Source organism: Humidesulfovibrio sp. (assembly GCF_035560995.1).
GTDB lineage: Bacteria > Desulfobacterota > Desulfovibrionia > Desulfovibrionales > Desulfovibrionaceae > Humidesulfovibrio.
Genome location: NZ_DATMYK010000336.1, coordinates 1 through 8,451, shown reverse-complemented (window position 1 = coordinate 8,451; position 8,451 = coordinate 1). Strand labels below are relative to the sequence as shown.

Below are 8,451 nucleotides of genomic sequence, written 5' to 3'. Positions count from 1 at the left end.
TTTCCAACACACAGCTTACTCCGGCAGTGCTATACCTCCACACAAGAACCCGGCGCCATGCCGGGAGGAGGCATGCAACCATGGATTTTCTGACCACCCCCAATGACTTCGCCTGTGGCCTGCTGGCTCTGCTGACCGTTGCAGCCACCTTGGGCCTGGTGCGGCTCGTGGCCCGCGTGCGGGAGATCGGCTCATGAACGCGCTCACCATCCTCGCAGGCATCGTGGTGCTGGCCCTGCTGGCCTACCTCGTCGTTGCCCTGCTGAACCCGGAGGCCTTCGAATGATGTCCGGCATCGACTTTGCGCAGATTGGCGTCTTCCTTGCGCTCCTGCTGGGCCTGTCCTGGCCGCTGGGCAAATACATGGCCGCCGTGCTGGAAGGCCGCGACCATCCCCTCGCCCGCGGTCTTGGCTGGCTGGAGCGCGGCCTGTACCGCGCCTGCGGCGTGGACCCGGCCCGGGAGATGGACTGGAAGGCCTACGCCCTGGCCATGTTCCTGTTCAACGTCGCGGGCTTCGCGGCGCTGTACCTGTTGCTGCGAATCCAGGGCTGGCTGCCCCTCAATCCGGACGGCCAGACGGGCATGGCCCCGGACCTGGCCTTCAACACGGCCATGAGCTTCGCCAGCAACACCAACTGGCAGGCCTACAGCGGCGAAAGCGCGGTGAGCCACCTGACCCAGATGCTGGGGCTGACCGTGCACAACTTCGTGTCCGCGGCCACGGGCATTGCGGTGCTGTCCGCGCTCATCCGGGGGCTGACCCGGCGCGAGACCCGCGAAATCGGCAACTTCTGGGCCGATCTGGTGCGCTCCACGCTCTACATCCTGCTGCCCCTGGCCCTCGTGTTGTCCCTGGCCCTCGTGTGGCAGGGCGTGCCCCAGACTTTCTCCGGCGCGGAGAACGCCACCCTCGCGGAACCCGTGGCCTACGAGATCAGCCCCAGCGCGGACGACCTCAAGGCCGACCCGTCCTTGAAGCCCACCCCGGCCACGGCCACGGAGCAAGCCATCATGCGCGGCCCCATGGCCTCGCAGGAAGCCATCAAGGAGCTGGGCACCAACGGCGGCGGCTTCTTCAACGCCAACAGCGCGCACCCCTTCGAGAACCCCACGCCGCTGACGAACCTGCTGGAGATGCTGGCCATCCTCATCATTCCGGCCGGCCTGTGCCACGCCTTCGGGCGCATGGTGGGCGATTCCCGCCAGGGTTGGGTGCTCCTTGGCGCCATGACCGCCCTGTTCCTGGGATTCCTGGCTCTGTGCTGGTGGGCGGAGGCCCAAGGCGTGCCCCAGGTGGCGGCCATCACCGGCGGCAACCTCCCCGGCAACATGGAAGGCAAGGAGCTGCGCTTCGGGGTCATAGGCTCCGCGCTCTTCGCCACCGTCACCACCGCTGCCTCCTGCGGCGCGGTGAACGCCATGCACGATTCCCTCACTCCGCTGGGCGGGCTGGCTCCCATGGTGCTGATGCAGCTGGGCGAGGTGGTGTTCGGCGGCGTGGGCTCCGGCCTCTACGGCATGGTCGTGTTCGCCGTCATCGCGGTGTTCGTGGCCGGGCTCATGGTGGGACGCACGCCGGAATACCTGGGCAAGAAGATCGAGGCCTTTGAAACCAAGATGTGCTCCATCGTCATCATGGTGCCGCTCTTCGGCGTGCTTCTGGGCACGGCCTGGGCGGTGCTTACGGAAATGGGCCGCGGAGCCGTGGCCAATCCGGGCGCGCACGGCTTCAGCGAAATCCTCTACGCGTTCTCATCCATGGCCAACAACAACGGCAGCGCCTTCGCCGGGCTTTCCGCCAACAACGCGCTGTACAACCTGCTGGGCGGGCTCGCCATGTGCGCGGGCCGCTTCTGGACCGCCATTCCGGTGCTGGCGCTGGCGGGCAGTCTGGCGGGCAAGAAGGCGGTTCCGACCGGTGCGGGCACCCTGCCCACGCACACGCCGCTGTTCTGCGGCCTGCTCGTGTCGGTGGTGCTCGTGGTGGGCGCGCTGACCTTCATCCCGGCCCTGGCCCTCGGGCCCATCGTGGAACACCTGCAGATGCTCGGGCGCTAGCCCTGCCAAGGAGCATGAATCCTATGACCACCAAGGCACAGAAAACCGCTGGCCGGCCCTTGTTCGATCCTTCCATCGTCCGCGCCGCCATGCTGGATTCCTTCCGCAAGCTCAACCCGCGCGTGCAGGTGAAGAATCCCGTGATGTTCACCGTGTACATCGGCAGCATGCTCACCACGCTGCTGTTCCTCCAGGCCCTGTTCGCTCATGGCGAAGCCCCGGCCGGATTCATCCTGGCCATCTCGCTGTGGCTGTGGTTCACCGTGCTCTTCGCCAACTTCGCCGAGGCCATGGCCGAAGGGCGCGGCAAGGCCCAGGCGGCGACGCTCCGCCAGGCCCGGGCCGAGACCCCGGCGCGCAGGCTTGGGGACGGGAACCGCGAATCCGCCAGCGAAATGGTTTCCTCCACCGCCCTGCGCAAGGGCGACGTGGTGCTGGTGGAAACCGGCGAGGTCATCCCCTGCGACGGCGAGGTCATCGACGGCGTGGCCTCCGTGGACGAGAGCGCCATCACCGGCGAAAGCGCGCCCGTCATCCGCGAGGCGGGGGGCGACCGGAGCGCCGTCACCGGCGGCACGCGCGTGCTGTCCGACTCCATCATTGTGCGCATCAGCGCCGACCCCGGCGAGACCTTCCTCGACCGCATGATCGGCATGGTGGAGGGAGCCAAGCGCCGCAAGACGCCCAACGAGATCGCGCTCAACATTCTGCTGGCCGCGCTCACCATCATCTTCCTGCTCGTCTGCGCCACGCTGCTGCCCTTCTCCGTGTACAGCGTGGGCGCCGCAGGCAAGGGGACGGCCATCACCATCACGGTTTTGGCCGCCCTCTTCGTCTGCCTCGCGCCAACCACCATCGGCGGCCTGCTGTCCGCCATCGGCATCGCCGGCATGGACAGGCTCATCCAGGCCAACGTCATCGCCATGAGCGGCCGGGCCGTGGAGGCCGCCGGAGACGTGGACGTGCTGCTGCTCGACAAGACCGGCACCATCACCCTGGGCAACCGACAGGCCACGGCCTTCCTGCCCGCGCCAGGCGTCACCGAGGCCGAACTGGCCGACGCGGCGCAGCTCTCCTCTCTGGTGGACGAAACGCCCGAAGGCCGCAGCATCGTGGTGCTGGCCAAGGAGAAGTTCGGCATCCGCCAGCGCGACCTGGCGGCCCTTGGCGCCACCTTCATTCCCTTCACCGCGCAGACGCGGGTGAGCGGCGTGCGGCTGCCCGGCGCGCAGGGCGAACGGCTGGTGCTCAAGGGCGCGCCCGACGCCATAGAGCGCTTCGTCCTGGACGCCGGAGGCGCGTTTCCCCCCGCCGTGCAAGGCTTCGTGCAGGACATCGCCCGCGAGGGCGGCACCCCGCTCCTGGTGGCGGAGAGGGGCGCAAGCGGAGTGCGCGCCCTGGGCGCGGTCTGGCTCAAGGACATCGTCAAGGGCGGCATCCGCGAGAAGTTTGCGGAGCTCAGGCGCATGGGCATCAAGACCATCATGGTCACGGGCGACAACCCGCTCACCGCAGCGGCCATAGCGGCCGAGGCCGGGGTGGACGACTTCCTGGCCGAGGCCAAGCCCGAAACCAAGCTGGCGCTCATCCGCAAGATACAGGCGGAAGGGCGGCTGGTGGCCATGACCGGCGACGGCACCAACGACGCGCCCGCCCTCGCCCAGGCCGACGTGGGCGTGGCCATGAACACCGGCACCCAGGCCGCCAAGGAGGCCGGGAACATGGTGGACCTGGACTCCAGCCCCACCAAGCTCATGGAGATCGTGCAGATCGGCAAGCAGCTCCTCATGACGCGCGGCGCGCTCACCACCTTCAGCATATCCAACGACATCGCCAAGTACTTCGCCATCATCCCGGCGGCCTTCGTGGGCACCTACCCGGCCCTGGGCGCGCTGAACGTCATGCATCTGGCCACGCCCCAGAGCGCCATCCTCTCAGCGGTCATCTTCAACGCGCTCATCATCGTGGGGCTCATCCCGCTCGCCCTCAAGGGCGTGGCCTACAAGCCCGCGGGCGCGGCCCTGGTCCTGCGCGACAACCTCATCATCTACGGCGGCGGGGGCCTGCTCGCCCCCTTCATCGGCATCAAGCTCATCGACATGGCCCTGGCCGCCTGCGGCCTGGCCTAAGGAGAACCCCATGCTGCGCGACATCCTGAATACCCTGCGCCCCGCCTGCCTCATGCTCCTGGCGCTCTCGCTCGTCACCGGCCTGGCCTACCCGGCACTGGTGACGGGCATCGCCCAGGCGCTCTTCCCACGCCAGGCCAACGGCAGCCTCATCGTCGAAAACGGCACGGTCGCGGGCTCCGCGCTCATCGGCCAGCAATTCAGCGGCCCGGGCAGCTTCTGGAGCAGGCCCTCGGCCACCAGCCCGCAGCCGTACAACGCGGCCGCAAGCGGCGGCTCGAACCTCGGCCCCACCAATCCCGCGCAGCTGAAGAACGTGGCCGAACGCGCCGAGGCGCTCCGCAAGGCCCACGGCGACGGCCCGGTTCCCCCGGAGCTGGTCACCGCCTCGGCCTCCGGCCTGGACCCGCACCTCAGCCCCTCGGCGGCGCTGTACCAGGCGGAACGCGTGGCCCGCGAGCGCGGCCTGGATGAGGCCGCCGTGCGGCAGCTCATCGACCGCCGCACCGAGGCCCGCCAACTGGGCCTGCTCGGCGAGGAGCGGGTGAACGTGCTGCTGCTGAACAGAGACCTTGATTCCCTGGCCGCAAAGGCCCAGAATATCTCCAGGCCGTAAGCCCTGGAGCCCCGGAGCCCTGGAGTCCGACATGAACGAATTCGAAAACGGCTCGCGCCGCCCCGACCCGGAAGCCTTGCTGGCCCTGGCAGAGCGCGAGGACAGGAAGCGAAGGCGCGGGCGGCTGCGCGTGTTCTTCGGCGCAGCCCCGGGCGTGGGCAAAACCTACGCCATGCTCACGGAAGGCTTCACCCAGCAGGCCGAGGGGCGCGACGTGCTGGCCGGAGTGGTGGAGACCCACGGCCGGGGCGAGACCGAGGCGCTCCTGGCCGGGCTGGAGCTCTTGCCCCGCATGCAGGTGGAGTACAAGGGCCACCAGCTCTCCGAGTTCGACCTGGACGGGACCCTGGCCCGCAGGCCCGCGCTGGTGCTGGTGGACGAGCTGGCCCACACCAACGCTCCGGGCTCCAGGCACGAAAAGCGCTGGCAGGACGTGCTGGAGCTGCTCGATCACAACATCGACGTGTACACCACGCTGAACGTGCAGCATGTGGAGAGCATCTCCGACGTGGTGGCCCAGATCACCGGCATCCCCGTGCGCGAGACCGTGCCCGACCTGGTGCTGGAGCAGGCCGAGGAACTGGTGCTGGTGGACCTGACCCCGGACGACCTGCTCAAGCGCCTGCGCGAGGGCAAGGTGTACATTCCCCGCCAGGCCGAGGCCGCGGAGAAAAACTTCTTCCGCACCGGGAACATCACCGCCCTGCGCGAGCTGGCCCTGCGCGTGGTGGCCGACCGCGTGAACACCGAGGTCTGCGTGTACCGCCAGGGCCAGGCCATCGAGGTCACCTGGCCCACCTCGGGGAAGGTCCTGGTGTGCGTGGGGCCCAGCCCCACCTCGGCCCGGCTGGTGCGCGCCGCAAAACGCATGGCGGCCAGCCAGCACGCCCAGTGGATAGCCGCCTACGTGGAGACGCAGCCGCTTTCACCCTCAGACCCGCGCCACAATCAGGTGGTGCAGAACCTGCGCCTGGCCGAACAGCTCGGGGCCGAGGTCGTGGCCCTCTCGGGCCGCAGCATTCCGGACGAAATCATCCGGTTGGCCCGGACCAGAAACGTCTCCACCATCGTCATCGGCAAGCCGGTGCGGCCCAAATTGCTGGATACGCTTCTGGGCAGCCCGGTGGACGAGCTCATCCGCAAAAGTGCGGAAATCGACGTGCAGGTCATCCGGGGAGACGACCCGGCGCGGGGCGAAGCGGCGGGGTCGAAGGCGGGCAGACGCGAAACGCCCGCCCCGGATCTGCGCGGGTACGCCTGGAGCGTGGCCGCCATGGCCGCGTGCTCGGCCATCTGCTTCGCCATGGATCCCTTCTTCGAGCTGGCCAACCTCATCATGGTCTACCTGCTGGGCGTCATGTACATCGCCAGCCGCCACGGCCAGGGGCCGGGCATTCTGGCTTCAGCCCTGGGAATTCTGTGCTTCGACGTATTTTTCGTGCCCCCGCGCTTCAGCCTGGCCGTGTCCGACACCCAGTATCTGTTCACCTTCACCATCATGTTCATCGTGGCCCTGGTCATGAGCCGCCTTACGGCGCAGGTGCGCCAGCAGGCGGAGACCGCCCGCGCCCGCGAGGCGAGAACCCAGGTGATGCTCGCTCTCTCCCGCGAGCTGGCCGCCTCCCGCGGCACGGAAAAGCTCCTGTTCATCGCCATCGAGCACATCTCGGAATTGTTCCGTTGCCGCGCCCTGGCCTTCCTGCCGGACATGGAGGGACGCCTTAGAGAGCACGTGGGCGACAAGGAAGCCTTCCGCGTCTCCCACAAGGGCGAGAGCGTGGCCGCGTGGGTCTACGCCAACGGCAGGCCCGCGGGCCTGGGCACCAGCACCCTGCCCACCAGCGGCGCGCTTTACGTGCCCTTCCTGGGCCTCAAGGGCACCCTCGGCGTGCTGGGGCTCAGGCCCGAGACCGAGGGCGCGCTGTTCTCTCCGGAGCAGACGCACATGATCGAGACCCTGGCCCGGCAGGTGGCCCTGGCGCTGGAAGTGGAGCGCCTGGAGACGGAAAGCCTGCACGCCCAGATGGAGGCTGAGACCGAGCGCCTCAAGACCTCGCTTTTGTCCTCCGTCACCCACGACTTGCAGACCCCGCTGGCCGCCATCATGGGCTCGGCGGACAGCCTGGCCGCCGTGGGCGAGACCCTGGGCTGGGAACAGCGCCGCACCCTGGCCGTAAACATCTACGACGAGGCCGAGCGCCTGTCCCGGCTCATCGCCAATCTGCTGCGCATGACCAAGCTGGAATCCGGCACGCTGAAGCCCGACCTCCAGCTCCAGTCCATAGAGGAACCGCTGGGCGCGGCCCTGCGCCTTGTGGAAAAGCACCTGGCGGGACGGGAGCTTGACGTCGACGTTCCGGCGGACCTGCCCCTGGTGGAAGTGGACGGGGTGCTTGTGGAGCAGCTTCTGCTGAACCTTCTGGAGAACGCCGCCAAGTACACGCCAGCGGGTTCGCCGGTCTCCATCGCCGCGCGCAGCGACGCGGGCGGAGTGGAGATCGCCGTGGCGGACCGGGGGCCGGGCCTCGCGGCGGAGGAGCTGGAGAAGGTCTTCGATTTGTTCTATCAAGGCCAGGAGGCTGGCGGAGCCGGTGGCGGACGCAAGGGCTACGGCATCGGCCTGGCCATCTGCCGGGCCATCGCCCTGGTGCACGGCGGCAGCATCCGGGCCGAGAACCGCGAAGGCGGCGGGGCCGCGTTCATCGTGACGCTGCCGGCCCCCAGGCGGCGGCCCGCGCCCGATGCGAGCATGGACAAGGACGAGGAGGGGCTGTGAATTCGGACAAGACCACCGTTCTGGTCATCGAGGACGAAGCGCCCATCCGCTGCTTCCTGCGCGCCTATCTGGAAAGCCAGAGCTTCCGGCTCATAGAGGCGGAAAGCGGAGAGGAAGGCCTGGGCCTGGCCGCCTCGCACCAGCCCGCGCTCATCCTGCTGGACCTGGGCCTGCCGGGCATGGACGGGCTGGAGGTCATCCGGCGCATCCGCCAGTGGACCGCCACGCCCATCCTGGTGCTTTCCGCACGCGGCAAGGAGCAGGACAAGATAGACGCCCTGGACGCCGGGGCCGACGACTACCTCACCAAGCCCTTCGGCGTGGGCGAGCTTTCCGCGCGCCTGCGCGTGGCCCTGCGCCATTCGGCCCAGGCGGGGCAGCTCGGCCCGGGTCCGGCTTCGGACCCCGTATTCCGCTGCGGAGAGCTTGCGGTGGACCTGGCCGCCCGCCGCGTGCGCCTGGCGGGACAGGAGGTCCACCTGACGCCCATCGAGTTCAAGCTGCTGGCCTTTCTGGTGCGCCACGCGGGCAAGGTGGTGACGCACCGGCAACTGCTCAAGGAAGTGTGGGGCAGCGCGCGCGAGGACCAGTCGCACTACCCGCGCATCTACGTGCACCAGCTCCGCCACAAGATCGAGCCCGACCCGGCCCGGCCGCGCTTTTTGCGGACAGAGACCGGCGTCGGCTACCGCCTGGAAGAAAACGAAGCAAGCTGACCCGCCCGGCCTGCGACATGAGGCCGAGGCATGACCTTTCCGCGCGGAAAGCGTTTGTGCTGTCTGCCGCCCGTTCCGACCCCACCGCTCGCGGCCGGATCCACGGAACACTCAGATTACATTGCGGCGCTCCGGTGCGGCACGGGGCCCACC

Annotated in this window: 6 protein-coding genes; all 6 read left to right on the top strand. The window is 68.7% G+C overall.

The window, feature by feature from the left end; genetic code table 11:
• Positions 1-193 precede the first annotated feature (193 nt).
• From kdpF to VN419_RS13475, 6 genes are read left to right on the top strand one after another with little or no spacing between them, the layout of a single operon-like run.
• Positions 194-286, top strand: a complete 93-nt coding sequence (kdpF, locus tag VN419_RS13500; protein WP_325647737.1) for a K(+)-transporting ATPase subunit F — start codon at positions 194-196, stop codon at positions 284-286.
• On the top strand, positions 286-2,061 hold the full coding sequence (kdpA, locus tag VN419_RS13495) for a potassium-transporting ATPase subunit KdpA (RefSeq protein WP_325647739.1): 1,776 nt from the start codon (positions 286-288) through the stop codon (positions 2,059-2,061). Before kdpF ends, kdpA begins: the two co-directional genes overlap by 1 nt.
• A 23-nt stretch (positions 2,062-2,084) precedes the next feature.
• The gene (gene kdpB, locus VN419_RS13490; protein ID WP_325647736.1) at positions 2,085-4,190 is read left to right on the top strand and encodes a potassium-transporting ATPase subunit KdpB; all 2,106 of its coding nucleotides are present in this window, start codon (positions 2,085-2,087) and stop codon (positions 4,188-4,190) included.
• 10 nt (positions 4,191-4,200) lie between these two features.
• On the top strand, positions 4,201-4,806 hold the full coding sequence (kdpC, locus tag VN419_RS13485) for a potassium-transporting ATPase subunit KdpC (protein WP_349255591.1): 606 nt from the start codon (positions 4,201-4,203) through the stop codon (positions 4,804-4,806).
• A 31-nt stretch (positions 4,807-4,837) separates the two neighbouring features.
• A complete protein-coding gene (locus VN419_RS13480) occupies positions 4,838-7,582 on the top strand; it encodes a sensor histidine kinase KdpD (protein WP_325647735.1) in 2,745 nt (914 codons plus the stop codon).
• Positions 7,579-8,298, top strand: coding sequence for a response regulator (locus VN419_RS13475; RefSeq protein WP_325647734.1), 720 nt, complete (start codon positions 7,579-7,581; stop codon positions 8,296-8,298). The genes VN419_RS13480 and VN419_RS13475 overlap by 4 nt, the downstream gene beginning before the upstream one ends.
• Positions 8,299-8,451 lie beyond the last annotated feature (153 nt).